Origin of the sequence: Rahnella victoriana, assembly GCF_004330295.1 — a bacterium.
GTDB classification, from domain to species: Bacteria; Pseudomonadota; Gammaproteobacteria; order Enterobacterales; family Enterobacteriaceae; genus Rahnella; species Rahnella victoriana.
This window is the reverse complement of the sequence record NZ_SJOJ01000017.1, coordinates 40,019-64,790: the sequence shown is the minus strand read 5'-3', so window position 1 is coordinate 64,790 and position 24,772 is coordinate 40,019. Positions and strand designations below refer to the sequence as shown.

Here is a 24,772-nt window from a genome sequence, read left to right as displayed (position 1 = left end):
AGTGTCGATGAAAGCCTTAGCAAAACTCAAACGTGAAGAAGGCATCTGGATGACGGATGCGCCGGTACCGGAATTAGGCCATAACGATTTGCTGATCAAAATCCGCAAAACGGCGATTTGCGGGACGGATGTGCATATCTACAACTGGGATGAATGGTCGCAAAAAACCATTCCCGTGCCGATGGTGGTCGGGCATGAATACGTCGGCGAAGTGGTCGGTATCGGGCAGGAAGTGAAAGGCTTCAGCATCGGTGATCGGGTGTCCGGTGAAGGACATATTACCTGCGGACACTGCCGCAATTGCCGGGGCGGTCGCACGCATTTGTGTCGCAACGCCCAGGGTGTCGGGGTCAACCGTCCGGGTGCCTTCGCGGAATATCTGGTGCTGCCAGCCTTTAATGCCTTCAAAATCCCGGACAATATTTCTGATGATCTGGCCGCGATTTTTGACCCGTTCGGCAATGCGGTGCATACCGCACTGTCGTTTGATCTGGTCGGTGAAGATGTGCTGATCAGCGGCGCAGGGCCGATTGGGATTATGGCGGCGGCGATATGCAAACATGTCGGAGCACGCCATGTGGTGATCACCGATATGAATGAATATCGCCTGGAACTGGCGCGTAAAATGGGCGTCACGCGGGCGGTGAATGTCAGTCAGCAAAGCTTGCAGGACGTGATGGATGAACTGGGCATGACGGAAGGGTTTGACGTCGGGCTGGAGATGTCTGGCGCGCCTGCGGCGTTTCGCAGCATGCTCAATGCCATGAATCACGGCGGGCGGATTGCAATGTTAGGCATTCCTTCAACCGAGATGGCGATCGACTGGAACCAGGTGATCTTCAAAGGTCTGTTTATCAAAGGGATTTACGGCCGGGAAATGTTCGAAACCTGGTACAAAATGGCTGCTCTGATCCAGTCAGGATTGGATCTTACGCCTTTGATAACCCACCATTTCCCGATTGATGAATTTCAGAAAGGGTTTGATGCGATGCGCTCCGGGCATTCCGGCAAAGTTATCCTTAACTGGTGATCTGGCGCGATAGAAAGGCAAAAGCCCGCTGAATGAGCGGGCTTTTTTATGACAACGGACGGAGGCTTTATACCGCAGGGTCTGCCTTTTGTTTCTCTGCATCCGTCAGATAGCGCACTTTGCGTGTGTAATCTTGGCCTTTGAATAACAGCGCATTATCCGGTGACGCCAGATACTTTTGCCATTCGGTCAGCGGGAATCCACCATGAGCGCCGATCACTTCTTTCGGAATAATGGACGGCGTGCCGCCAATTTTTTTCGATACCGGCCAGTTCATCCAGTCGCCTAGGTTGACAGTTTTGATGTCCAGCGTATCGAGCATTGCCGCCAGAGGCAGCTGGTCAGTCGGTGGCTGATTGTCGGGCAGAATGTTCCAGGTATCTCTGAAGAACATAATCCACAGCGGACATAACCGTTGCCAGGTCTTACGGGTGGCGGCCAGAAATGCGCCATTCACGTGGTCAACAATATAAGGGCGTACGCTGTCTTTGTAATAAGCCGGGATGGTTTCAGGATCACAGCCGTCAAGTTTGGCAATCATTTTGCCCTGACGGAAGCTGGAATAAATGTGATTTTCATGCAGCTGTATTTCCGGCATTTTGAGCAGATTCAGGTCTGAATCGATCATCAAAATACCGTCGGTTTTGGCCTGTAAGGGGGCCATCAGCTTAATCAGACGGCTGAGGTAAATTTGCTTATAGCGATAATCGCCAGATTTGGTTTCAGGACTGAGTGTCACGATGCGAACTTTCTCAGGCAGCGGACGGAACTGGCTGGCCTCCTGATCGGTAACAATCACGATTTCCTGCAAACCGGTTGCGAATTTGTCAGCAAATTCCGCGCACAGACAGGCTTCTTCAATATAGTCAGCGCCTGCGGAAGGGATTACAACCGACGTCACGCTATTCTTTGGTTTGCCCGCAATAACAGTATTTGCATAAGGCAAATTATGGCGCGAAAGAATGCGACGATATTTGGAGTTCAGGAATTTAAACATATTCAGCCTTGTTTCTTTTTCACGCTGCTTAAAACGGTTTCCACACCAGAGACATATTTTTCAATGGCAAATTTATCACGAACATTCAGGTTCGCCTGTTCTGCAATTTCATGTCTCAGATGCGCGTTGAGGTACAGCGTTTTCATATGATTGAAGAGCATCTCGACATCGCCATACTCAAATAACATGCCGGTTTCTGCATTTCTTATCAGTTCGGCCGTTCCCGTTACATTTGATCCGATGACCGGGGTTTTCAGTAACATGGATTCCAGAACGACACGCGGAAGCCCTTCACTTTTAGAGCCCAAGATAAAGGCATCAAAAGCGGCCAGATATTCCAGCGCATTACTTTGAAAACCGGTAAATATGACTTTATCCATCATATTCAGCGCGGAAGTTTGCTGGATAAGACGCCGTAAATTCGGGCCTTCGCCGACAAATACCATCTTCCATTTCGCTTCCGGGAAGGCGCGGTTAAATTTGTCGAGCGCCAGTAAGGTAAAATGATGCGCCTTGCGGTTAATCAGCGATCCGATGCTGCCAAAGATAAAGGTCTCATCAGTGGCCCCTAATTCTTCGCGAATTTTTGCGCCATCAGGTAACGGCTGGTGGATATCAATGCCGTTGAACACCGTGAAACACAATTCTTTGCGTACGCCCCGCTTGAGAAGCTGTTCCTGAACGCCCTGTGACACAGAGATAATGCTGTGGCAAAACCGGTTAACGATCCGCACAACATCGCGATTCAGCACCGGCTCAATGCGGCAATGTTGCACGATTTCTGTTGGCAGGCCTTCAGTAGAATAATAGCCTTCAACGTTAGAGCTTGGCTGGTTGTTCATATATAAAATATCGAACTGACCCAGTTCAAGCAGAGAATGGATCTTGCGAATATTTGGGTTAATTCGCCAGATTTTATCAATCGAATAGATGGCTTTCTGACGCAGACCCGCACTAAAGAAAAACAACGTCCTCAGGACTTCTTTGCTCATTTTCGCCCATGTGGGTTGTTTAACCTGAGGAATGAAAAATACCGGCACATTCAGTGAGTTTAATATCTGACTGATGGTTTCGCCGTTATCTCTGGCGTAATCGTTGTAAAAACAACAACTGATTTCAAACCGTTCACGATCGATTCTTTTCAGCAGTTCTAACATACTGTTAGTTCCGCCTCCCCATTCCTTGCCGCTATCCAGCAGCAGAATTTTAGATCGATCTTGTCCCATCGGTTAGCGCCCTTGCTCAGTCCGGTCAAAAAAAATATGCAATGCTCATTATAAGAGGCAATGTCTATAACCTCTACTTATTTAACCTTGTCAGTAACCGCATCCATATCAATATATTGGGTGGACTTCGGGGATGTATTTATCCCGCAGATATCATTAAGCCCGAATCAATGAGAAGGATCCTTAATTCTGGGTAAAAGTCGTCATGACGGCGTACTGATGTTGTGCAAACTGCACGGCCGGTAAAGATTGCAGACTTTCGCCGAGGATTTTAAACATGCTGTCGGCATAAATCTGCGGCAGAGGTTGTTTCACGCGGCAGAGGCTGATCCGTTTACGTGCTGATGCAGGCGGCGGCGTTTTCCCGGCTGGCGTGCTGCGCTGAGGTTCGTTCAGCAGATCGCTCGGGCGGACCAGTTGGATATCGGCAGGCAAATTCGGCAGCATCTGTTGCAGCACTTTCACGGTAGTGGGATGGGGGTGTCCGATCGCAATGGCATATCCGTTCCGGCGTGCGAGCTGAATGGCGCGCTCAAACTGATGGCGGATTTCAGCTTCGTTCTGCACATCATCCAGAAACACGTTACGTTTAATGACTTTTACCCGCGTACCCTGTGCCGCTTTCACCGACTGGGTATTACCGATAGTCATGCTGTCGAGGAAGAACAGGTTATGGGCGTTCATCGCCTGCATGACGTTTTCCATCCCGGTCAGGCTGGAGGTCATGGCGCTGCCCATATGGTTGTTGATGCCAATCGCGTAAGGGATATTGCTGATAGCCTGATCGACAATGCGCTTCACTTGCTCAGCACTCATGGACGGTGTCAGGGTATCTTTTTCCAGCGGCTGTTTGCTCAGTGGCGCCATCGGCAGGTGGATCAGAATTTCACGGCCTTGCTGATGCGCTTTGTTCATCATCATTTGCGAATCAGGTGCATTGGGGAAAATCGCGACGGATACCGCTTTTGGCATCTGAAGTACCTGGTTTTCCTCATGCTGGCGATAACCAAAGTCATCAATCAGGATGGATAATTTCGCTGCCTGAACCTGACAAACGAAAAACGCAGTACCACAAAGGGCAGCTAAAACGGACTTTTTATATCGCAATGCTATCTTCCCAACCACGGCTGTGGGTTAACTGCCTGGCCCTGACGACGAATTTCAAAATACAGCGATGGCTGGCCTTGTCCGCCGCTGTTCCCCACTTTAGCAATGGCCTGACCGCTTCTGACCTGATCGCCCACGCTGACCAGCGCGTCCTGATTGTAGCCATACAGACTCATATCGCCTTTGCCGTGATCGATAACCACAACCAGCCCGTATCCCTGCAACCAGTCCGCCAGAATGACGCGTCCGTCGGCGATAGCCCGCACATCACTGCCTTCTCTGGCTGAAATCACAATCCCTTTCCAGCGTAGTTCACCCTGCAATTGTTCGCCGAAGCGGTGTATCAACGAACCGTTAACAGGCCACATATTCTGACCGGATGGCCTTCCCAGACCGCCCGTCCGGGCCATCAGCGACTGTTCGCTTTGGGTCGGTTTATAGGTTGAGCCCGATTTTTTCGCCTGCTGTTCTTTTGCCCTGACTGCCGCCGCTTCACGTGCTTCTTTTTCCGCCCGTGCTTTGGCTGCACGTTCAGCTGCCGCAATTTTGTTTTGCAGGCTGGATTCGTTGGCGCGCAATTCCGTCAGGCTCTGCTCATCTTTTTGCAATGAGGATTCCAGCGCCGTGAGGGTTTGTTTTCGGGCTGCGCGTGCCTGCTCAAGTTTTTGCTGCTGCGTTTGTTGTTCGTTTAACAGCGTTTTTTGCCGGGTTTGTTTGGCCTGCAAAGAGACCCGCTGTTCCGCCAGCATGGTACGCGTTTGTTTCAGTTCTTCGATGGTTTTCTGTCGTGATTCATTCAGATAGCCGAAATAAGCGAGGATCCTCTCGCTGCGTTCGCTTTCTTCGCTGCTTAACAGCAACTGCAGGCCTTTGTGCTGGCCGATGCGGAAGGCGGCATCGAGCTGCCGGGCGAGAAGGGTTTCCTGCGTCTTTTGCTGTTTTTGTAATTTATCGATGGACGCATTAAGCCCGGAAATGTCTTTTCCCAGCGTCGCGAGGGTGGACTGGGTGCCACGAAGTTCGCTGCTGGCGGAGGCGATGGTTTTTTCCTGCGCCTGTAACTGCTGCAATAATGTGCCGCGTTGTTGCTTCTGCTGTTTGACGCTTTTTTCTTTTTCCGCAATGTTTTGCTGAATGGTTTTGAGCTGATCTTTATTGTCGTCAGCGTGGGCACTCACCCCGGGAAAAAGCAACGAAGCGCAAAGGAATAAGGCTGGAGATGGGAAGGCAGATACGGCCTTGTCCTGAGCGGAAAGGCGGGTTCTCATCAGGCTGAAATGAATGAATTTGCTCAATCTTTTTTCCGCTTGTCGACCGTGAATGATAGACAATATGGCTGTCCCTTTTCGTATCGTAACACTAATCAACCGGCTGATGCACAAACAAAAAAGGCGTACCAACCGGTGTCAGCACGCCTTTATTTCACTGCTTTAACAAAAATTAGCGGGCGATAAACAGCGGTTTGCCGCTCATTTCTGCCGGAATTTCCATGCCCATCAGGGAAAGCATGGTCGGCGCGATATCAGACAATTTACCGCCTTCAACAGCTTGTGCGTCCCCGCCAATATAAATCAGCGGCACCGGCAGGCTGGTGTGTGCGGTATGCGCCTGACCGGTTGCCGGATCACGCATTTGTTCCGCATTACCGTGGTCAGCAGTGATCAGCAACTGGCCGCCGACGGCTTTCACCGCATCGACAACCTGAGCCACGCAATTATCGAGCGCTTCAACCGCATTGACCGCCGCCTCGTAAACACCGGTATGGCCGACCATGTCGCCATTCGGGTAGTTACAAATAATGGTGTCGTATTTGCCGCTGTTGATCGCGCCCAGCAGTTTTTCGGTCAGTTCAGCAGAACTCATTTCCGGTTGCAGGTCATAGGTCGCCACATTCGGTGATTTAACCAGAATACGGTCTTCGCCTGCAAACGAGTCTTCCATGCCACCGTTAAAGAAGAAGGTGACGTGGGCATATTTCTCCGTTTCAGAGATTCGCAGTTGTGTTTTACCGTGAGCCATCAGCCATTCGCCCAGCGTGTTTTTCAGGGAGGCTGGCGGGTAGGCGCAGGCCGCATTAATATCTGCGGCATATTCGGTCAGCATGATGAAATCGCCGAAATTAATCACTTTTTCACGGGTAAAACCGCCAAAATCCGGGCTGATAAAGGCGCGGGTGATTTCGCGGGCACGGTCAGCGCGGAAGTTCATAAAGATCAGAGCATCGCCGTCATTGATGGCCGCGGATTCTTCGCCTGCCGCCTGCAACACGGTGGGTTTAACAAATTCATCGTTTTCATCACGCGCATAAGCGGCTTGCAGACCTGCAAGTGCGTTATCGGCAGTGAATGCGCCTTTGGCCTGTGACATCAAATCGTAAGCCAGTTGCACGCGATCCCAGCGGTTATCACGATCCATGGCGTAATAACGGCCCACGATAGATGCGATACGGCCTGTACCAAGTTGTGCGAATTTCTCTGAGAAGCGTTTCAATGCCGCTTCAGCACTGCGTGGCGGTGTATCGCGGCCGTCGAGGAAGGCGTGCAGATACACGGCTTTCGCGCCGCGACGGTGCGCCAGTTCGACCATCGCCATGATGTGGTCTTCATGACTGTGTACGCCACCGGCAGACAACAGGCCCATAATGTGAACCGCTTTGCCTGCTGTAACGGCACGATCTACAGCGCCGGTCAGTACGCTATTATTAAAGAAGTCGCCTTCTTTGATTTCTTTGTCCAGGCGGGTGAGATCCTGATACACGATACGGCCTGCGCCTAAATTGACATGGCCCACTTCGGAATTACCCATCTGACCGTCAGGCAGACCGACGTCCAGCCCGGAAGCAGCGATGAGGGTATGCGGATAGGTGGCCCACAGTTTATCCATGACGGGGGTTTTGGCATTCAGAATCGCGTTATCTTGTTGTTCTTCGCGATGGCCGTAGCCATCAAGAATAACCAGAACCATCGGTTTTTTGTTGCTCGACATGTCAATTGACCTCAGTTTAAAAGATGAAATGCTCAATAGGCTCGCCAGCTGAAAAGGACAAGAACAGGCGCGGCTAAGGGCATTCGGGCGGCCTGATTTTACCCCAGCACTGCAAGGGAATAGCCGGAGGAGATCAAAGATGAGGCGAGGTGAGGGTTAACTTTCGGCATAAAGGCGTGTTAATTTTCCGAGACGTGCCGCAGTTTGTGGCATTCGCCCGCGCTTACTGGCTGTATTTGCTCCGACGCGCAGGTATACTCTGAAGCCTTGAATTTTCCCCCAACTGACGGGAGTTGCTACACCCCATGCAAGATATTATGCCATTCATCAGTGCGCATCCGGTTCTCAGCCTGGCGTGGGTTGCGTTACTGATTGCAGTAATTGTGACCACCTTTAAAACACGTTTTTCTAAAGTGAAAGAGATCACTCGTGGCGAAGCAACCCGACTGATCAACAAAGAAGATGCCATTATTGTCGATGTGCGCGCGCGTGAAGAATTCCGCAAAGGCCACATCGCAGAATCACATAACGTGCTGTCTGCCGACATTAAAAACAACAACCTGGGTGAACTGACTAAACATAAAGCGCAGCCTGTTATCGTGGTTTGTGCGACCGGCCAGACTTCCCGCACTGCGGCAGAAGGCCTGATCACCGCAGGTTTTGAACGTGTTTATACCTTGAAAGAAGGTATCAGCGGCTGGAGCGGTGAAAACCTGCCTCTGGCGCGCGGTAAGTAAGCATTCAGCCAATCGCAACGGCACTAAAATATAAGATCCAGAGGTGGAACCCATGGCTAAAATTGAAATCTATACCAAGGCAACCTGCCCTTATTGCCATCGTGCGAAAGCCCTGCTCAATAGCAAAGGGGCTTCATTCGATGAAATCGCTATCGATGGCGACGCAGATAAACGTGAGAAAATGATCGCCCGCAGCGGTCGTTCAACCGTTCCTCAGATCTTTATCGATGGACAGCACGTTGGCGGTTGCGATGATTTACATGCGCTTGATGCCCGTGGTGGCCTTGACCCGATGTTGGGTTAAACAAGGCGGCCGCGGTTTTTCATTAAGCGTTTAAAAGGACTATTAACCCGAGGGTACTACTCACATGTCAGAACAAAATAACACCGAGATGGCTTTCCAGATCCAACGTATCTACACCAAAGACATCTCTTTTGAAGCGCCAAATGCGCCTCAGGTTTTCCAGCAAGACTGGCAACCAGAAGTTAAACTAGATCTTGATACGGCGTCCAGCCAGCTGGCGGAAGGCGTATACGAAGTCGTCTTGCGTGTGACGGTGACCTCTTCACTGGGCGACGAAACCGCGTTCCTGTGCGAAGTCCAGCAAGGCGGTATCTTCACTATCTCCGGTATCGATGGCAACCAGATGGCACATTGCCTGGGTGCATATTGCCCGAACATTCTGTTCCCGTATGCCCGTGAGTGCATCACCAGCCTGGTTTCCCGCGGTACCTTCCCGCAACTGAACCTGGCACCTGTTAACTTTGACGCGCTGTTCATGAACTATCTGCAACAGCAAGCTGAAGGCGAAGGTGCCGAACCGCATCAGGATGCCTGATGAAAACCGTCAATGCGTCAATGACTGTTATCGGTGCCGGATCTTACGGCACCGCTTTAGCGATTACTCTTGCCAGAAATGGCCATCCCGTTGTGCTGTGGGGACACAATCCCGATAACATCAACGAATTACAACGCGCCCGTTGTAATCAGGCATTCCTTCCTGATGTCCCGTTCCCCGACAATCTGCTGCTCGAAGCCAATCTTTCTGTCGCACTGGCGGCCAGCCGTAATGTGCTGGTTGTGGTGCCAAGTCACGTCTTTGGCGACGTATTGCGTCAGCTGAAACCGCATTTACGCCCGGATGCGCGCGTGGTGTGGGCGACGAAAGGTCTGGAAGCCGAAACCGGACGGTTGTTGCAGGATGTCGCCCGTGAAGAGCTGGGCGATGCCATTCCGTTAGCCGTGGTCTCCGGCCCGACATTTGCCAAAGAACTGGCGGCAGGCATGCCAACGGCAATTTCTCTGGCCGCGACCGATGCCCGTTTCGCCGAAGATTTGCAGCAGTTGCTGCATTGCGGCAAAAGCTTCCGCGTTTACAGCAACCCCGATTTTATCGGCGTTCAGCTGGGCGGAGCGATTAAAAACGTGATTGCGATTGGTGCCGGGATGTCCGATGGTATCGGCTTCGGTGCGAACGCCAGAACCGCATTGATCACCCGCGGACTGGCAGAAATGACCCGTCTGGGTTCCGCGTTAGGCGCGGATCCTGCCACCTTTATGGGCATGGCAGGGCTGGGGGATTTGGTGTTAACCTGCACAGACAACCAGTCCCGCAACCGTCGCTTTGGTATTATGCTGGGGCAAGGCAAGGATGTTCAGACCGCTCAGGACACCATCGGCCAGGTTGTTGAAGGTTATCGCAATACGAAAGAAGTACGGGCGCTGGCGCAACGGAACAACGTTGAAATGCCGATCACGGAACAGATTTACCAGGTGCTGTACTGCGGTAAAGATGCGCGTGAAGCAGCGATCAGTTTGCTGGCCCGCGCGAGCAAGGACGAAAAACACAGCCACTGAAAGGCCTCTGAAGCATAGCCACCTTGTTTGTATTCCCGACAGGGCGGCTTTTTATTACCCGAACTTGCAAAGTCGTAAGGAAAAGTGATGTCGCTAGAAGAATTAGAACTGGTCTGGAATAACATCAAATCAGAGGCGCGAGCGCTGGCTGAGTGTGAACCGATGCTGGCCAGTTTTTTCCATGCGACGTTACTTAAACACGAAACGTTGGGCGGCGCGTTGAGCTACATTCTGGCCAACAAGCTGGGCAACCCGATTATGCCAGCGATGGCGATCCGCGAAGTGGTTGAAGAAGCCTATCGCAACGACGAGCAAATGATCCTCTCTGCTGCCCGGGATATTCTGGCGGTGCATCAGCGCGATGCGGCAGTCGACAAATATTCCACCCCGTTGCTGTATCTGAAAGGTTTCCATGCGCTGCAGGCATACCGTATCGGTAACTGGCTGTGGAAGCAGGATCGCAAAGCGCTGGCGATTTATTTCCAGAATCAGATTTCTGTGTCATTCGGCGTAGATATTCATCCGGCGGCGAGAATTGGTTGCGGCATCATGTTTGACCACGCCACCGGGATTGTCATCGGTGAAACGGCGGTAGTCGAAAATGACGTGTCGATTCTGCAATCTGTCACCCTCGGCGGTACCGGCAAAACCTGCGGTGATCGTCACCCTAAAATCCGTGAAGGCGTGATGATTGGGGCCGGTGCGAAAATCCTCGGCAACATCGAAGTGGGGGCTGGGGCAAAAATCGGTGCGGGTTCGGTGGTGTTGCAATCAGTGCCTGCGCATACCACTGCGGCGGGCGTACCCGCGCGTATTGTCGGGCGGCCGGAAAGCGAGCGTCCTTCCATGGATATGGATCAGCATTTCAACGGTATTGCGCAGGGTTTTGAATTCGGCGACGGTATCTGACCGACCTTTTAAGATGGCATGGTTCTGCATGCCATCTTCTGCATTTTCTCTACGCTATTCTTTCAGCAATGCGCCCGGATATCCCAGCTGGCGCCAGGCTTCATACACCACCACAGAAACGGCATTCGACAAATTCATGCTGCGGCTTTCTGCGCGCATAGGGATGCGGATTTTCTGTTGTGCTGGCAGGTTGTCCAGAACAGACGCCGGTAAGCCGCGGGTTTCAGGGCCGAACAACAGGAAGTCGTTATCCTGATAGCTGACGGCGCTGTGCGCGGGCGTTCCTTTGGTCGTCAGTGCAAACAGACGCTGCGGGTTTTCGCTGCTGAGAAAGGCATCATAATTCGCGTGGTGTTTGATATGAGCGAATTCATGGTAATCGAGTCCGGCACGGCGCAGACGTTTATCGTCCCAGCCGAAACCTAAAGGTTCGATGAGGTGAAGCTGACATCCGGTGTTGGCACACAGGCGGATAATATTGCCGGTATTGGGCGGGATTTCTGGTTCAAATAAAACAATGTTAAGCATGCGTCCCCCTGATAGAGGGACGCAGAATAGCAGAAACTTAACGCTGGTGCAGCGGCAGCCAGATAATCAGACGAAGGCCGCCCAGCGGGCTGTCTTCAGCTTTAACGCTGCCCCGGTGTTGCTGAACGGCAGTATCCACGATTGCCAGTCCGAGACCTGTGCCGCCGGATTCCCGGTCACGCGCTTCATCGGTGCGATAGAACGGACGGAAAATCTGTTCGCGATCTTCCTCACTCACGCCGGGGCCATCGTCATCAACGGTGATGGTGATCCCTTCACTGTCGTGGGCGAAGTTCAGCGCAATGTGATGATGCGAATAACGCAGGGCGTTACGCACGATGTTTTCCAGTGCGCTGTCGAGCGCCGCCGCATTACCAATCAGTTTCCATGGGCCAGGAGGCGATGTCACCTCAAGGGTTTTGCCCATCTGTTCGGCTTCAAACTGCGCATCATCAATCACCCCGGCCCACAGTTCGTTGGCCTTCAGGGTTTCGCGTGATAACTCATTTTTATGCTGGCTGCGTGATAACACCAGCAGATCGTTGATCATGCCATCGAGACGCTGCGCCTCATTTTCGATGCGCTGCAATTCTTTCCCTTCGCCATGACGACGTCTCATCAGTGCGGTTGCCAGCTGCAGACGGGTCAGCGGTGTACGCAGTTCGTGGGAGATATCAGAAATCAGCCGTTGCTGTGCGGTGACCATCCGCTCGAGGGCGCTGACCATCTGGTTGAAACTGGCACCGGTCGCGAGGAATTCCTGCGGTCCGGCTTCGAGTTCTGGGTGCTGCTTGAGATTACCGCGTGCAACGTCATCTGCGGCGTTCTTCAGCTTACGTGCAGGTTTCGCCAGACTCCATGCCAGCCACAGCAGCAGAGGGGCGCTGATGAGCATGGTGACGATTAACAGCAGCAGGGGGCGGTCGAACATCAGGTTGATAAAGTCAGACTGGGAACTGCTGGCCGGACGCATCAGGTACAGCTGGTAGTTATCTTCACCGTCACGTACGGAGAAAGGCCCCACCATTTCCACGCGGCCATACTTTTTCTTTTTCGGGCGATCTGAGTTATCAGACTGACCGATAAAGTTACGCACGATCTGCATTTCGTTACGCTGTGCGCCGATCACCCGGCCTTCGCTGGTGACCAGCAACAGACGCTGACCCGGCGGTGCCCATTTGTCGATGGCACGGAACAACCTGCGCCACCACATCAGATCATTGGCAGGATCGGTCGCCAGCTCAGCTTCAACGTGTTGTTCAATCATCAGGCCCTGCCGCTGTTCGTTATCGAGCAACGGCGTAATCTGGCGTGAATCGAGTTTCGGCACCATCAATACCAGCATCAGCACCAGGGCTAATGTGAACCAGAAAATGGCAAAAATTCGTGCCGTAAGGCTGTTTATCATGAAGCAGAAACCATCAGATAACCGCGTCCGCGCAAGGTTTTAAACCACGGATGTCCATCCTGACGATCGGGCAATTTACGGCGTAAATTGGAGATATGCATATCAATGGCGCGGTCAAACGGCGTCAGACGTTTACCCAGCACTTCCTGACTCAGATGTTCGCGGGAAACGACCTGTCCGAGATGTTTTGCCAGTAAATACAACAGGGTAAATTCAGTGCCGGTTAAATCCAGCGCTTCGCCGTTAAAACTGGCTTCCTGGCGTCCCGGGTTCAGCTGCAACCCGTCCACTTCCAGCGTCGGTGAGCCGTTATTTTCATTGGTTTGCTGTTGTTCGCTCCAGTTGGAACGACGCAACATTGCCCGGATGCGGGCCACCAGTTCGCGGTCATTAAACGGTTTTGGCAGATAGTCATCCGCACCCAGTTCGAGGCCGAGAACGCGGTCCAGTTCACTGCCGCGAGCGGTTAACATAATCACTGGCGTCTGGTGACGCTGGCGCAATTCTTTAAGGGTTTCAATGCCGTTTTTCTTCGGCATCATCACGTCAAGCAACAGAAGGTCGATGGTATTATCGATTTTCTCTAATGCCTGCTCACCGTCGTAAGCCACCACAACATTAAAGCCTTCCATTTCGAGCAATTCTTTCAAAAGTGAAGTCAGTTCACGGTCGTCATCAACCAACAAAATTTTATTCATTGTATTTACCTCTAGACGCAAAATACGTCATCAATTGCCGCTATTCCATGACTTTACGTACTTTTACAAGCACTGACGCTTGTTTGCAGCAGCAGGTTTAGACTGCTTTTCAATGATTCGCGATGCAGCGATAAAGACTTTAGGAGTATGTGATGTTTAAGGCAGCTTCATTCGGTTTAGCCACGCTTCTGACGCTGAGTTCAGGTGTCGTTTTAGCAGATGGCGCAAAACCAGTGTCGGCGATGCCAGCAGAACATGATAGCACGATGTTGGACAAGCCTCAGGAACGCAACACCATGTTTGATGGTGTAAATCTCACTGAGCAGCAGCGCCAGCAAATGCGTGACCTGATGCATCAGGCTCGTAAAGATCTGCCTCATGTAAATGTAGAACAGATAGAAACGATGCACAGGCTGGTCACCGCCGAAAAGTTTGATCAGGCCGCAGTTCGCGCACAAGCCGAGTTAATGGCTCAGGAGCAAGTGGATCGCCAGGTTGAAATGGCCCGCATCCGCAACCAGATGTTTAATCTGCTGACACCTGAGCAAAAAAACGTATTAAACCAGAAACATGAGCAACGCATGAAAGAGATGCAAATGCAGTTATCTGGCTTACAACCCTCTTCTGCCCAGAAGACGAGTAGTACCAGCACGACCGAGTAAGATCCCTGTTTTTCCTTGCCATAGACACCATCCCTGTCTTCCCCCACCGTATGGTGGGGTTTTTTTTGTCTGTAATTTGGGATTGTGTTTTAAACTTGAAATTAACAAGGTGGAAATCTGGGCGTAACGATCTGGAAATATCTTGTAAAAGCCGTATGAATCAGTAAATTGCGAAGTACAGAGCGGTGTAAGCGTATTCTTGCTGACTTGAATCAATTCAGCACCGGTGTTTTGTTATACTATAGGCTCAAACGCTAGTAAGCCCTTTTGGCTGCACAAGAAAAATTCGCCCAACAGGCTGGCTCAAGATTCTTAAGAAATTGCATCTACAAGTTCAGAGGTAGTCATGATCAAAAAAATTGGTGTACTGACAAGTGGTGGCGATGCCCCAGGCATGAATGCTGCGATCCGTGGCGTTGTCCGCTCCGCATTATCAGCAGATTTGGAAGTCTACGGTATTGAAGATGGCTACCTCGGCATGTATGAAAACCGCATGCGCAAACTGGATCGCTACAGCGTCTCCGATATGATCAACCGTGGCGGTACTTTCCTGGGTTCAGCGCGTTTCCCTGAATTCCGTGATCCGGAAATGCGTAAAGTCGCCCTGCAGAATATGAAAGACCGTGGTATCGATGGCCTGGTGGTGATCGGGGGTGACGGTTCTTACGCAGGTGCAGACCTGCTGACCAAAGAAGGCGGTATCCGTTGCATCGGTCTGCCAGGCACTATCGATAACGACGTGGCGGGTACTGACTACACCATCGGCTTCTTCACGGCGCTGGGCACCGTGGTTGAAGCGATTGACCGTCTGCGTGACACCTCTTCTTCACACCAGCGTATTTCTATCGTTGAAGTGATGGGCCGCTATTGTGGCGATTTGACGCTGGCAGCGGCCATTGCCGGTGGTTGCGAATTTATCGCTATCCCTGAAGTGGAATTCAAACGTGATGATCTGGTTGCTGAAATCAAAGCCGGTATCGCGAAAGGCAAAAAACACGCGATCGTTGCCATCACTGAAAAGTTAGACAACATCGAAGAGCTGGCCAAATACATCGAGAAAGAAACCTGCCGCGAAACCCGTGGCACCGTATTAGGCCATATTCAGCGTGGCGGTGCGCCGGTGGCTTACGACCGCATTCTGGCTTCCCGTATGGGGGCTTACGCGGTGGACCTGCTGCTGGAAGAAGATCGTGACTATTCTCAGGGCGGTTTCTGCGTCGGTGTTGAAAACGAGAAAATGGTTCACGAATTAATCTCGATTTGTATCGCGCCAGAAAATAAGAAAAGTAAATTCAAAGAAGACTGGTACGACACGGCGAAAAAACTGTTCTGATACAGTTTGTTACGCTCCGATAAGAACCTCCTTTTACGGGAGGTTTTTTTTCGCCTCGCTTTTGGTTATTCCAGAAAGTAATAGAAAAAAACCTTTTATTCTTTATGTGTTTCATTTTTATCTGGCAGGCTCTCTTTATCGAACAAATAAATGAAATCCATAGAAACTATTTTCGGGAGAAAGTGCGATGCGTAAATGGGCTGCAGGTTTGGGATTACTGTTAGTGGCAACGGGAGCAATTGCCAAAGATATTCAGATTCTGAACGTGTCATACGATCCCACCCGTGAGTTCTATGAGCAATACAACAAAGCGTTCAGCAAATACTGGCAGGGTAAAACCGGCGATACCGTCACCGTTCGCCAGTCGCATGGTGGCTCCGGTAAACAGGCTACATCGGTTATCAACGGCATCGAAGCGGATGTGGTGACGCTGGCGCTGGCTTATGACGTTGATGCTATTGCTGAACGTGGCCGTATCGATAAGAACTGGATCACCCGTCTGCCGGATAACTCTGCGCCTTACACATCCACCATTGTGTTCCTGGTGCGTAAAGGCAATCCGAAACAAATTCACGACTGGAATGATTTGATTAAACCGGGCGTGTCGGTGATTACACCGAACCCTAAAACTTCCGGCGGTGCGCGCTGGAACTATCTGGCGGCCTGGGGTTATGCCCTGCATCACAACAACAATGACAAAGCGAAGGCTCAGGATTTCGTGAAAGCATTGTACAAAAACGTCGAAGTGCTGGATTCCGGCGCACGTGGCGCAACCAATACTTTCGTTGAACGCGGTATCGGTGATGTGCTGATTGCGTGGGAAAACGAGGCGCTGCTGGCGACGAAAGAAGTCGGTAAAGATAAGTTTGAAATCGTGACGCCAAGCGAATCGATTCTGGCGGAGCCAACGGTTTCTGTGGTCGATAAGGTTGTTGATAAGCGTGACACCCGCACGGTGGCCGATGCCTATCTGAAATACCTTTATTCACCGGAAGGCCAGACGATTGCGGCAGAAAACTATTACCGTCCGCGTGATGCTGAAATCGAGAAAAAATTCGCGTCTGAATTCCCGAAAGTTAAACTGTTCACTATTGATCAGGTGGCCGGTACCTGGGCACAGGCACAGAAAGACCATTTCGCAACCGACGGTATCTTTGACCAAATCAGCAAACGTTAAGATTGTTTTCCAGACAATAAAAAACCCCGGCGTGCCGGGGTTTTTTTATGCGCAGAAGAAACAGGCTTACGCTTGTTTAGCTTCAGCAGCAGCTTTTACGATCACTGCGAAAGCATCAGCTTTCAGTGATGCGCCGCCAACCAGTGCGCCATCGATGTCTGGCTGGGTGAACAGCTCAGCAGCGTTAGCCGCGTTAACGGAACCGCCGTACTGGATGATCACTTGTTCAGCAACCGCAGCATCTTGTTTCGCGATGTGATCACGGATGAATTTGTGAACGGCCTGAGCCTGTGCAGGCGTGGCAGATTTGCCGGTACCGATCGCCCAAACAGGTTCGTAAGCGATGACTGCGCCTTCGAATGCTTTCGCACCCAGCGTGTTCAGCACGGCATCCAGTTGTTTAGCGCAAACGGCTTCTGTTTTGCCTGCTTCGTTTTCTGCTTCGGTTTCACCGATGCACAGAACCGGGATCAGGCCAGCATCTTTCAGCACGCCGAATTTCTTCGCGATGAACTCGTCGCTTTCTTTATGGTAAGTACGGCGTTCTGAGTGACCGATGATGATGTATTTCGCACCGATATCTTTCAGCATGTCGGCAGAGATTTCACCGGTGAATGCGCCGGACAGGTTAGCATCAACGTTCTGAGCACCCAGCGCGATACGGCTGCCAGCCAGAGCGTGTTTAGCCTGTGACAGGTAAACTTCTGGTGGAGCAATCGCAACGCCACAACCTACAACTGTGCTCAGTTCAGTACGCAGAGCAGCAATCAGTTCGTTAACCATGTGGGTGCTGCCGTTAAGCTTCCAGTTACCCATCACTAATGGATGTCGCATGTTTTTTCCTCCAAAAGGGGACGCGAGTGTCGATTAAAATTTCTGCCAAACAAGCAGATTACCTGTGCAACAGTATAGAGATCATTGACCATAAAGGCTTTGCTTTTTGTCATTAAAAACCGTCATCTCACGGCTCGGCGAGCGCCAGCTTGACCGGCTCAACGGCGAATGTCAGACCTTTTTCGCCATTGTCTGAAATCACAAAACGTACCGCGCCCACTTCCTGCTTATAAAACTGCTGACCTTTGCCTTTCTCGATCAAAGAAGCGACTCTCGCCACGCTTTGTTCGGTGGTCAGGGTGGCATCGAACTGACGCATCAGGTTTGCCATATAGCTGATTGCCAGCGTGCGGGCCGCTTTTTCTTCTGCGCCCTGAATCGGCAGATAGGTGATTTGCAGCGTTTTGATTTTCCCGGTGCCTTTTTCCAGTGCGGTCGAGGCATACAGATTCTCATTAATCTTGCTGGCGGCGCGGGTCAGGGAACTGTTCGCAGATTTATCGCTGATCGCGCGGAACTCGCCAATCTGCTGGGTCGGATTGGCCTCATTGTATTTCGCACGGAAATTGATCAGCGTCGTTTCAAATGTCGGCGCACCGGCCAGCAGGTAAGGGGCTTTTGGCATCTCTTCGGTGCCGGCATGGTCAGCCGGCGGATCGGCCAGCGCGATGTTCTGGCCAGCGAGCAGGATTAACGCGGACAGCGTCAGGCGTAATAAAGATTGAGCAACAGTCATAGGGCGTGTCTTATTTTGATTCAACTGTCCGATTAAAGCGGGGAACGGGGGGTAATGTCAAAAGGAGTGCGTAAAGATTCTCGTCGCCTCTGCCGGTAGGTTACACTCCGCCTGTTTTAACAATTTACTCCCATTGTATTTGACGGAACCGACTGCCAATGACGTTACAGCATGCACTGTTTTCTTTTAACGGCCGCCTGGGCCGCCGCGATTTCTGGCTCTGGATGGTCAGCTGGCTGATTCTGATGGTGGCTGATTTCTTTTTTGCCGCACAGGAATGGATTACCTATCAGTCCGCCGGTTTCGCGCTGGTGGTGTTACTGTGGCCGACGGCTGCGGTGCTGGTGAAAAGATTACATGACCGTAATAAATCCGCCTGGTGGGCGCTGCTGTTTGTATTGGCGTGGATGCTGGTTGCCGGGAACTGGGCGGCGGCGATGCCGCAGATGTGGAGCTGGGTTCTCGGACGTCTGGCACCTTCAGTCATTTTCATCATGTTGCTGATCGACTGCGGCGCTTTTGTCGGCACGCCGGGCACAAATCGTTTTGGCCCGGAGCCGGACGAGGTGAAATTCCGCTGATTTTTTATGTACAGGCTTACCAGTAATGCTCGCTGGTCATATGGCCCGGTTTACGTTTCAGGTGTTTGCGCATACCCCGTGTGTCTTTCAGTACCTGCTGGGTATCGCGAACCATTTGCGGGTTGCCGCACAGCATGACGTGGCTGTCTTCAGCCAGCATCTTCAGGCCGACAGCCTCTTCCAGCGCGCCGCTTTCAATCAGAGCCGGAACACGGCCTGTCAGTGAGCCGGAAATTTCCTCGCGGCTGACCACGGTCTGAATATGTAATTTGCCTTCATAGCGACGCTGAAGCTGTTGCATGAGTGGCAGATAACTCAGGTCAGCCGCGAAGCGTGCGGCGTGAACCAGAACAATATTTTTGAACCGCTCCAGCCCTTTTCCTTCCTGCAAAATTGACAGATACGGCCCGATAGCCGTGCCGGTTGCCAGCATCCACAGGGTGTCGCATTCAGGCACTTCTTCAATCACGAAAAATCCGGCGGCTTCTTTGGTGATAGTAATCTCGTCGCCGGGCTGCATCACATGCAGGCGCGGGCTGAGTTTTCCTTCCGGCACATTCACCAGATAAAACTCCAGCTCACCGCTGGATGGCGGGTTTACATAAGAATACGCGCGTTGCACCCGCTCACCGTCAATATCCAGCGAAAGTTTGGCGAACTGGCCTGCGGTAAAAGGATCGACGGGCGCATTGACCGTGATGCTGAACAAATTGTCTGTCCAGTGCTCAACTTTTTTGACTTTTCCTGTCACCCATTCAGCCATAAAAAACTCCCGTGGTTTCTGGTTTCTTCATGTCGTGCAAAATATGCAGTGCGAAATTATGTCCTGATTTTATTTCAAATTTTTCGGATCCCGTATCGGTTAAATGTTATCAGCCTGTTCATGACCCGTTAGTCAGTATCGATTTCCGTACACCCAGCGTTACAGATGTGGTTCCCGCCGCTGCCAGCAAAGGATCAGAAGAGTTTCCCGCAATACTCGCTTATTCATCTTAATTTGTTAACTTATGCGCCGCCGTAGTCTGGTCGATTTTACTGGTTATTTGTTCTGCACTTTTCCAACCTTATCTGATAATGAACTGAAAAATGAAAAATCTGGAAAACATTCACCTGCTTATCATGCTCATTTTGCTGGTGGCTGTCGGGCAAATGGCGCAAACCATTTACGTGCCGAATATCGCCGATATGGCGGCCAGCCTGGCCGTAAAACCGGGCGCTGTGCAGCGGGTGATGGCCGCGTATCTGCTGACCTACGGCGGCTCACAGCTGGTCTATGGCCCGCTTTCCGATAACATTGGCCGCAAACCGGTGATCCTCACCGGCCTGATGATTTTCCTGATAGGGGCGGCGGGCGCGATGATGTCCACCAGCCTGACGATGCTGATTGCCTTTGCGGCCATTCAGGGGCTGGGCACCGGTGTGGCGGGCGTAATGGCGAGAACCATGCCGCGTGATTTATACAGCGGTGGCGCGTTGCGCCATGCCAACAGCCTGCTGAACATGGGCATTCTGGTCAGTCCGCTGCTGGCGCCGGTGATTGGCGGTGCGTTGTCCGCATGGCTGGGCTGGCGAGCCAGTTTCGGTTTCCTGTTAATCCTGTGCGCGGGCGTGGCGTTCTCGATGTACCGCTGGCTGCCGGAAACCCGTCCTGAATTCACCGCCGATCATCCGCCGCGCAGGATGCTGGGAAGCCTGCGTTTATTGCTGGCTGATGCCAACTTCAGCCGTTATCTGGTGATGCTGGTTGGCGCACTGGCTGGCGTAGCGGTATTTGAAGCCAGCTGTGGCGTGCTGATGGGCGGCGTGCTCGGCCTGAGCGGCGTGATGGTCAGCGTGCTGTTTATCCTGCCCATTCCGGCGGCGTTCTTTGGCGCATGGTACGCCGGTCGCACGGAGAAAAGCTTCCAGCAACTGATGTGGCATTCGGTGATCAGTTGCCTGCTCGCCGGTCTGGCGATGTGGATCCCCGGCTGGCTGGGCGTGATGAATATCTGGACGCTGATTGTTCCTGCATCGTTGTTCTTCTTCGGCGCAGGCATGTTGTTCCCGCTGGCGACGACCGGTGCGATGGAGCCTTTCCCGTATCTGGCGGGTGCAGCGGGTGCGCTGGTCGGGGGATTGCAGAATATGGGCTCCGGACTGGTGGCGTGGATGTCGGCCATGTTGCCGCAAACCGGTCAGTTCAGTCTGGGATTACTGATGTTCGCCATGGCGGTGCTGATTTTATTGTGCTGGCTACCGATGTCGAACCGCAGTCAGCATGAAGGGCATACGGCCTGATCATGCAAAAGCAGGGCGCGAATGGCCCTGCTTTTTGATGACCGGAAGCTGAGGTTTAGATAATAAATTCGTGCAGCGCCGCGTCTTTGCGGTCGAGGTAATGCGTCGAGCGGATGCGACGGATCGTGCGGGATTTACCGCGGATCAGCAGCGTTTCGGTGGTCGCCATATTTCCCTTGCGGCTGATGCCTTCCAGCAGATCACCTTTGGTAATGCCGGTCGCGGAGAAAATCACGTTATCGTTACGCGCCATATCATCCAGCAGCAGCACTTTACCGGCTTCAATCCCCATCGCCTGGCAACGCGCCAGTTCTTCTTCACCGATACGACGATTTTCCGGCGTATCGCCTTTCACGTCATGACGCGCCAGTAAACGCCCCTGCATATCGCCATCCAGCGCGCGGATCACTGCCGCAGAAATCACGCCTTCCGGTGCGCCGCCAATGCCATACAGCACATCCACTTCGCTTTCCGGCATACAGGTCAGAATGGTTGCCGCCACGTCACCGTCAGGGAACGCAAACACACGCACGCCGGATGCCAGCATTTCGCGGATGGCGTCGTCATGACGTGGTTTCGCTAAAACGGCGACGGTCAGCTCGGTCAGCGGTTTACCCAGCGCGTTGGCGATATTCGCCAGATTCTCTGCCAGCGTCAGATTCAGATCGATAGCCCCTTTTGCGCCCGGCCCGACGGCGATTTTTTCCATGTACATGTCGGGAGCATTGAGGAACGAACCCTGGTCGCCAACCGCCAGCACAGCCAGCGCGTTGGACTGGCCCATGGCGGTCATGCGCGTGCCTTCAATCGGGTCGACGGCGATATCCACCGCATCGCCATTGCCGGTCCCGACTTTTTCACCGATATACAGCATCGGCGCTTCATCAATTTCCCCTTCGCCAATGACGATAGTGCCGTCGATATCGACCTTATTGAGCATGATGCGCATGGACTGAACGGCAGCGTTATCGGCCAGGTTTTTATCACCACGACCCAGCCATTTATAACCGGCCAGCGCGGCAGCTTCGGTCACGCGGGAGAACTCGATTGCTAATTCACGTTTCATTGGAAAGCCTGTAGAAAGAAAAAAAGAGGTCGGTGAGGCGAGGCTCATCTGTGCCGCAGATTTTAGCACAACGGGAAAGGGGCATAAAAAAACTCCCCGGATGGGGAGTTTCAGAAACAGGTGTTGGCGATAATATCCGGCGATTACTCGTCGTGATCTTCCCAGGAGCGAACGCGTGCCACCGCTTTTTGCCAGCCTTTATAGCGGACATTACGTTCCGTCGTTTCAATGCTTGGGCGGAATTCACGTTCAATGGTGGCTTTGCTGCGCACTTCTTCCAGATCGTTCCAGAAACCGACAGCCAGACCGGCAAGGTAAGCCGAACCCAGTGCGGTGACTTCCAGCACTTCAGGGCGCTCAACGCGGGTGCCGAGAATGTCTGACTGGAATTGCATCAGGAAGTTGTTGGCCACCGCACCGCCATCCACACGCAGCGCCTGCAGGCGTGCGCCGGAGTCAGCCTGCATCGCATCCAGAACGTCACGGGTCTGATAAGCGATAGATTCCAGCGTCGCGCGGATGATGTGGTTGCTGTTCGCGCCACGGCTCAGACCGAAGATCGCGCCACGGGCATACGGGTCCCAGTAAGGGGCGCCAAGGCCGGTAAAGGCTGGCACCACGTAAACGCCGTTGGTGTCTTTCACTTTCATGGCGAAATATTCGGAGTCAGTCGCGTCGCTGATCAGTTTCAGCTCATCGCGCAGCCACTGGATGGAGGCGCCGCCGACAAACACCGCGCCTTCCAGTGCGTAGTTCACTTCGCCGCGCGGACCGCAGGCGATGGTGGTCAGCAGGCCATTTTTAGAGGCAACCGCTTCGGTACCGGTATTCATCAGCAGGAAGCAGCCGGTGCCGTAGGTATTTTTCGCCATACCCGGTTGTACGCACAGCTGGCCATACAGCGCCGCCTGCTGGTCACCGGCGATACCGGCGATCGGAATACGCGTACCGCCTTTACCCCCGATGTTGGTCTGGCCGTAAATTTCAGAAGAAGGGCGGACTTCCGGCAGCATTTCGCGCGGAATATCCAGCGCCTCCAGCATGCGGTCATCCCATTGCAGATCATGGATGTTAAACAGCATGGTACGTGAGGCGTTGGTGTAATCCGTCACGTGAACACGTCCCTGCGTCATTTTCCAGACCAGCCAGGTATCAACCGTCCCGAACAGCAGTTCGCCGCGTTTGGCGCGCTCACGGGAGCCTTCGACGTGGTCAAGGATCCACTTCAGTTTGGTGCCGGAGAAATACGGGTCAATCACCAGACCGGTGTTGTGACGGATGTATTCTTCCAGACCGTCTTTTTTCAGCTTTTCACAGATGTCAGCAGTACGGCGGCATTGCCAGACAATCGCGTTATAGATTGGCTTGCCGGTTTCTTTTTCCCACACGATGGTGGTTTCACGCTGGTTGGTGATACCGATACCGGCGATCTGATCAGAGTTAATGTCGGCTTTCGCCAGCACTTCCACCAGCACCGAGCTTTGCGATGACCAGATTTCCATCGGGTCGTGCTCAACCCAGCCCGATTTAGGGTAGATCTGAGTGAATTCACGCTGTGACACGCTGACGATATTGGCATCGTGATCCAGAACTACGGCGCGTGAGCTGGTTGTACCCTGGTCGAGTGCAACAATGTATTTTTTTTCGTGAGTCGTATCTGCTGACATAATATTCATCCTGCGAATGAGTAAGCTGTGGAACAGTTTAGCCGATCAGGCCTTACGCTGTTTTGATGGCTGAGACGCTTTTTCTTCTACCGGCTCATTAATCTGATTTGGCAGATGGCGACCAATCAGCGCTTTATATGCGATGGCACCCAGAGAAGCCCCGAGCAGCGGACCAAAAATCGGCACCAGGAAATAAGGGATATCGCGTGCGCCGGTGAAGGCAACCTTGCCCCAGCCAGCAAAGAAAGCGAACACTTTCGGACCGAAGTCACGGGCCGGGTTCAGGGCGAATCCGGTCAGCGGCCCCATGGAGGCACCGATTACGGCGATCAGGATACCGATCAGCAGCGGTGCCAGCGGGCCACGTGGAATACCGTTACCATCATCGGTCAGGCCAAGGATCAGGGCCATCAGAATGGCGGTAATCACGGTTTCAACCAGAAATGCCTGCAAGACGCTGATATGCGGGTTTGGATAGGTTGAGAAAATACCGGCCAGATCCAGACTTTCGACGCTGCCGCGCACCATGTTGTGGCTTTGCTCGAAATCGAAGAACAGGTTGTAGTAGAGGCCGTAGACCAGTGCGGCGGCACAGAAGGCTCCGGCGACCTGCGCGATGATGTAAGGCAGAACTTTGCGTCCTTCAAAGTTTGCAAACAGACAAAGTGCGACGGTCACCGCCGGGTTCAGGTGTGCACCTGAAATGGCTGCAGTCAGGTAGATGGCCATTGCCACGCCCAGACCCCAGATGATACTGATTTCCCACTGACCAAAGGTAGCTCCGGCAAGTTTCATTGCTGCGACACAGCCCGCACCAAAGAAAATGATAAGCCCGGTACCCAGAAACTCAGCGATGCACTGACCTTTTAATGTGGAACTCATGGTTTGGCTCATAGTTTGATCCTGCTAAGGATAATGTTAATGGTTAGTTATAGTTTTTCTGTTATGTCGTA

Annotated in this window: 25 protein-coding genes; 11 read left to right on the top strand and 14 right to left on the bottom strand. The window is 52.5% G+C overall.

Annotation, left to right across the window (positions count from 1 at the left end; translation table 11 throughout):
• Positions 1-7: 7 nt before the first annotated feature.
• Entirely contained in the window at positions 8-1,030 is a 1,023-nt protein-coding gene (tdh, locus tag EYY67_RS15340) for an L-threonine 3-dehydrogenase (protein WP_119823920.1), read from the top strand.
• A 67-nt stretch (positions 1,031-1,097) separates the two neighbouring features.
• On the opposite strand, the gene EYY67_RS15335 is transcribed toward tdh, so the two are convergent.
• The 5 genes from EYY67_RS15335 to gpmM form a co-directional block, all read right to left on the bottom strand.
• Positions 1,098-2,027: a hypothetical protein gene (locus EYY67_RS15335; RefSeq protein WP_131693822.1), complete on the bottom strand. Its 930-nt coding sequence runs from the start codon at positions 2,025-2,027 to the stop codon at positions 1,098-1,100.
• 2 nt (positions 2,028-2,029) lie between these two features.
• Positions 2,030-3,253 (bottom strand): glycosyltransferase, encoded by a 1,224-nt coding sequence (locus tag EYY67_RS15330; RefSeq protein ID WP_131693821.1) that lies wholly within the window; start codon positions 3,251-3,253, stop codon positions 2,030-2,032.
• A gap of 183 nt (positions 3,254-3,436) precedes the next feature.
• Positions 3,437-4,360 (bottom strand): divergent polysaccharide deacetylase family protein, encoded by a 924-nt coding sequence (locus EYY67_RS15325; RefSeq protein WP_131693820.1) that lies wholly within the window; start codon positions 4,358-4,360, stop codon positions 3,437-3,439.
• 2 nt (positions 4,361-4,362) lie between these two features.
• The gene (gene envC, locus EYY67_RS15320) at positions 4,363-5,628 is read right to left on the bottom strand and encodes a murein hydrolase activator EnvC (protein WP_415838657.1); all 1,266 of its coding nucleotides are present in this window, start codon (positions 5,626-5,628) and stop codon (positions 4,363-4,365) included.
• A gap of 172 nt (positions 5,629-5,800) precedes the next feature.
• The gene (gpmM, locus tag EYY67_RS15315) at positions 5,801-7,345 is read right to left on the bottom strand and encodes a 2,3-bisphosphoglycerate-independent phosphoglycerate mutase (RefSeq protein ID WP_131693818.1); all 1,545 of its coding nucleotides are present in this window, start codon (positions 7,343-7,345) and stop codon (positions 5,801-5,803) included.
• Positions 7,346-7,650: 305 nt separating this feature from the next.
• On the opposite strand from gpmM, the gene EYY67_RS15310 reads away from it, so the two are divergent.
• The 5 genes from EYY67_RS15310 to cysE all read left to right on the top strand — a co-directional run bounded on the left by EYY67_RS15310 (position 7,651) and on the right by cysE (position 10,849).
• The gene (locus tag EYY67_RS15310; protein WP_119823914.1) at positions 7,651-8,082 is read left to right on the top strand and encodes a rhodanese-like domain-containing protein; all 432 of its coding nucleotides are present in this window, start codon (positions 7,651-7,653) and stop codon (positions 8,080-8,082) included.
• Between the two features lie 52 nt (positions 8,083-8,134).
• On the top strand, positions 8,135-8,386 hold the full coding sequence (grxC, locus tag EYY67_RS15305; RefSeq protein WP_013577603.1) for a glutaredoxin 3: 252 nt from the start codon (positions 8,135-8,137) through the stop codon (positions 8,384-8,386).
• A gap of 64 nt (positions 8,387-8,450) precedes the next feature.
• Positions 8,451-8,921 carry a protein-export chaperone SecB gene (gene secB / locus EYY67_RS15300; RefSeq protein ID WP_013577602.1) on the top strand — a complete coding sequence of 157 codons (471 nt, stop codon included), beginning with the start codon at positions 8,451-8,453 and terminating at the stop codon, positions 8,919-8,921.
• Positions 8,921-9,940 (top strand): NAD(P)H-dependent glycerol-3-phosphate dehydrogenase, encoded by a 1,020-nt coding sequence (gpsA, locus tag EYY67_RS15295; protein WP_047608257.1) that lies wholly within the window; start codon positions 8,921-8,923, stop codon positions 9,938-9,940. The genes secB and gpsA overlap by 1 nt, the downstream gene beginning before the upstream one ends.
• Before the next feature lie 87 nt (positions 9,941-10,027).
• Positions 10,028-10,849, top strand: a complete 822-nt coding sequence (gene cysE / locus EYY67_RS15290) for a serine O-acetyltransferase (RefSeq protein WP_095924122.1) — start codon at positions 10,028-10,030, stop codon at positions 10,847-10,849.
• Between the two features lie 54 nt (positions 10,850-10,903).
• Here cysE and trmL read toward each other — a convergent pair whose 3' ends face one another.
• Genes trmL through cpxR form a run of 3 tightly spaced genes read right to left on the bottom strand, consistent with a single transcriptional unit; the run spans position 10,904 to position 13,483 of the window.
• Positions 10,904-11,377, bottom strand: coding sequence for a tRNA (uridine(34)/cytosine(34)/5-carboxymethylaminomethyluridine(34)-2'-O)-methyltransferase TrmL (gene trmL, locus EYY67_RS15285; protein ID WP_095924123.1), 474 nt, complete (start codon positions 11,375-11,377; stop codon positions 10,904-10,906).
• A 37-nt stretch (positions 11,378-11,414) separates the two neighbouring features.
• Positions 11,415-12,785, bottom strand: a complete 1,371-nt coding sequence (gene cpxA / locus EYY67_RS15280) for an envelope stress sensor histidine kinase CpxA (RefSeq protein ID WP_095924124.1) — start codon at positions 12,783-12,785, stop codon at positions 11,415-11,417.
• On the bottom strand, positions 12,782-13,483 hold the full coding sequence (cpxR, locus tag EYY67_RS15275; protein ID WP_013577597.1) for an envelope stress response regulator transcription factor CpxR: 702 nt from the start codon (positions 13,481-13,483) through the stop codon (positions 12,782-12,784). The genes cpxA and cpxR overlap by 4 nt, the downstream gene beginning before the upstream one ends.
• Before the next feature lie 152 nt (positions 13,484-13,635).
• On the opposite strand from cpxR, the gene cpxP reads away from it, so the two are divergent.
• The 3 genes from cpxP to EYY67_RS15260 all read left to right on the top strand — a co-directional run bounded on the left by cpxP (position 13,636) and on the right by EYY67_RS15260 (position 16,655).
• Positions 13,636-14,145, top strand: coding sequence for a cell-envelope stress modulator CpxP (cpxP, locus tag EYY67_RS15270; RefSeq protein WP_095924125.1), 510 nt, complete (start codon positions 13,636-13,638; stop codon positions 14,143-14,145).
• Between the two features lie 346 nt (positions 14,146-14,491).
• On the top strand, positions 14,492-15,478 hold the full coding sequence (gene pfkA, locus EYY67_RS15265; protein ID WP_119823908.1) for a 6-phosphofructokinase: 987 nt from the start codon (positions 14,492-14,494) through the stop codon (positions 15,476-15,478).
• 187 nt (positions 15,479-15,665) lie between these two features.
• Positions 15,666-16,655 carry a sulfate ABC transporter substrate-binding protein gene (locus EYY67_RS15260; RefSeq protein ID WP_095924127.1) on the top strand — a complete coding sequence of 330 codons (990 nt, stop codon included), beginning with the start codon at positions 15,666-15,668 and terminating at the stop codon, positions 16,653-16,655.
• Positions 16,656-16,721: 66 nt separating this feature from the next.
• On the opposite strand, the gene tpiA is transcribed toward EYY67_RS15260, so the two are convergent.
• Together tpiA and EYY67_RS15250 are read right to left on the bottom strand one after the other, a co-directional pair.
• Positions 16,722-17,489, bottom strand: a complete 768-nt coding sequence (gene tpiA / locus EYY67_RS15255; RefSeq protein WP_095924128.1) for a triose-phosphate isomerase — start codon at positions 17,487-17,489, stop codon at positions 16,722-16,724.
• 127 nt (positions 17,490-17,616) lie between these two features.
• Complete coding sequence (locus EYY67_RS15250) at positions 17,617-18,225, bottom strand: DUF1454 family protein (protein WP_095924129.1); 609 nt, start codon at positions 18,223-18,225, stop codon at positions 17,617-17,619.
• A 158-nt stretch (positions 18,226-18,383) separates the two neighbouring features.
• On the opposite strand from EYY67_RS15250, the gene EYY67_RS15245 reads away from it, so the two are divergent.
• Positions 18,384-18,806 carry a DUF805 domain-containing protein gene (locus EYY67_RS15245; protein WP_095924130.1) on the top strand — a complete coding sequence of 141 codons (423 nt, stop codon included), beginning with the start codon at positions 18,384-18,386 and terminating at the stop codon, positions 18,804-18,806.
• Between the two features lie 16 nt (positions 18,807-18,822).
• On the opposite strand, the gene fpr is transcribed toward EYY67_RS15245, so the two are convergent.
• Complete coding sequence (gene fpr, locus EYY67_RS15240) at positions 18,823-19,569, bottom strand: ferredoxin--NADP(+) reductase (RefSeq protein ID WP_131693817.1); 747 nt, start codon at positions 19,567-19,569, stop codon at positions 18,823-18,825.
• Positions 19,570-19,892: 323 nt separating this feature from the next.
• Here fpr and emrD point away from each other — a divergent pair, with 323 nt between their 5' ends.
• Entirely contained in the window at positions 19,893-21,086 is a 1,194-nt protein-coding gene (emrD, locus tag EYY67_RS15235) for a multidrug efflux MFS transporter EmrD (RefSeq protein ID WP_095924132.1), read from the top strand.
• A 55-nt stretch (positions 21,087-21,141) separates the two neighbouring features.
• Here the strand turns inward: emrD and glpX are convergent, their stop codons facing one another.
• The 3 genes from glpX to EYY67_RS15220 form a co-directional block, all read right to left on the bottom strand.
• Positions 21,142-22,152, bottom strand: coding sequence for a class II fructose-bisphosphatase (gene glpX / locus EYY67_RS15230; RefSeq protein ID WP_131693816.1), 1,011 nt, complete (start codon positions 22,150-22,152; stop codon positions 21,142-21,144).
• Between the two features lie 143 nt (positions 22,153-22,295).
• Positions 22,296-23,819, bottom strand: coding sequence for a glycerol kinase GlpK (glpK, locus tag EYY67_RS15225; RefSeq protein WP_095924134.1), 1,524 nt, complete (start codon positions 23,817-23,819; stop codon positions 22,296-22,298).
• A gap of 45 nt (positions 23,820-23,864) precedes the next feature.
• Complete coding sequence (locus EYY67_RS15220; protein WP_095924135.1) at positions 23,865-24,713, bottom strand: MIP/aquaporin family protein; 849 nt, start codon at positions 24,711-24,713, stop codon at positions 23,865-23,867.
• Positions 24,714-24,772: the final 59 nt, after the last annotated feature.